The sequence below is a fragment of the Chloroflexus sp. genome (assembly GCF_034435895.1).
GTDB lineage: Bacteria > Chloroflexota > Chloroflexia > Chloroflexales > Chloroflexaceae > Chloroflexus.
Genome location: NZ_DAOTWH010000360.1, coordinates 1 through 1614 on the forward strand (window position 1 = coordinate 1; position 1614 = coordinate 1614).

General features: G+C 61.6%; 1 protein-coding gene and 1 pseudogene. Both read right to left on the minus strand.

All coding sequences use genetic code 11. From position 1 onward, the window contains the following. Positions 1 to 30: 30 nt before the first annotated feature. On the minus strand, positions 31 to 933 hold the full coding sequence (locus U9R81_RS19930; RefSeq protein ID WP_322497152.1) for an ABC transporter ATP-binding protein: 903 nt from the start codon (positions 931 to 933) through the stop codon (positions 31 to 33). Between the two features lie 470 nt (positions 934 to 1403). Beyond that, positions 1404 to 1614 (minus strand): annotated as a pseudogene (locus tag U9R81_RS19935) (FAD-binding oxidoreductase); the annotation flags it as partial.

Here is a 1614-nt window from a genome sequence, read left to right on the forward strand (position 1 = left end):
CGGCAGTGAAACTGCCGCACGCCATAATTGCTACGGTTCAGCTTTGGTAACGGTCAAGAAAAACTCTTCCAGCGAGCTATTGCTGGCCCCAATCTCAGCCACTACAATATCGGCTTTGATCAGCAGCGCATTAATCTCAGCGGTGCGGTCGGCAGGGGCATCAACAATCAGCGCGTCGCCTTGCACGGTCACGCTGCTCACCCATGCCAACCCGCGCAAGAGGCTTACCGCCGGCCCCGGATCACCCTGCACCCGCACGCGCACGCCTTGCCCGCGCCGCAACAGGGTGGCGACTTCGCCGGCAGCAATTAGCTTACCCTCTTTCAGAATCGCCACCCGCTGGCACAGTTGCTCGACCTCGTGCAACAAGTGGCTACAGAGCAAGATGGTGCGTCCACCGGCAGCCAAATCGCGGATCAAATTGCGAATCTCGACCGTTCCCGCCGGATCAAGGCCGTTGGTCGGCTCATCAAGCATAATCAATTCGGGGTCGGGCAAGAGTGCAGCCGCAATCGCTAGTCGCTGCTTCATCCCCTGCGAGTAGGTGGATACTTTATCGCGCGCGCGATCGCACAGCTCTACCATCTCCAGCACGCGCTGCACTCGCTCAAGCGGAATGCCGCCGGCGCGGGCTAAGACGCGCAGATTATCGGCGCCGCTGAGGTAGGGGTAGAACGCGGGCGCTTCGATCATCGCACCCACCCGCTGCAAAGCCAGCGCCGGCTCGCGTTGCACGTCGTAGCCGAGCACGATAGCGCGCCCTTTCGTCGGCTTGACTAGCCCTAGCAACATAGTGATCGTAGTAGTCTTGCCGGCGCCGTTCGGGCCGAGGAAGCCGAACACTTCACCTTTGCCGACGATGAGGTTGAGCTGATCGACAGCCAGCCGTTTGCCGTAGCGTTTGGTGAGTTCGATCGTTTCGATGGCGTTCATGGCGCGTTCCGTGGCAGTGCTGCTCAGCCTAATGATACCACAACGAATGGCCTTGCGATGGAATGGTTTGCCCTCACCCCCAGCCTCTCTCCCACTGGCGCGGGTTCAAGAGTGGCCAGAACATCTGTCCGGCACCCAGCCCTAAAGGGCCGAGCTAGGGTTACGAAGCCCGCTACGCGGGCTGCTGGCCCACACCCCTAGCCCCTCTCCCACTGACGCGGGAAAGGGGTGCAGAGCTACGCATTTAGGCACTGCACCGCATTCAACGGTTATACGCAACTAAATTTCTGTCCGCCTCTCAACTACGCCTCCCGCTTTCTATGCGGTAAAAACCTCTTGCCCCCCCGCGCCCTCTGCGTTCTCTGCGGTAAAAAACCTGCGCCCTCTGCGTCCTCGGTGGTAAAAAACCTCTTGCCCTCTGCGCTCTCTGCGGTAAAACCCCCTCCTCTGCGCCCTCGGTGGTGAAAAGCCTATCCGCCGTCCAACAACCGCAGCAGTGTCAGATCGCCGCGCACTGCTGCCCGCGCCGCTGCTCGCCCACAGAGCGCGCCGATCACGTTGCCGGTGCCGTTGTACGCGCCGATCGCCCACACGTTGGGCCGGATCTGGCGGGCAATCGGCAAGATACTATCCCGGCGGTAGGCCACCTGCGCCGCCCACCGCCGTTCAACCGGCGCACGG

What these genes read in the sequence shown, in the direction of transcription:
- U9R81_RS19930 (WP_322497152.1), bottom strand. Translation starts at nt 933, where the DNA reads ATGAACGCCATCGAAACGATCGAACTCACCAAACGCTACGGCAAACGG.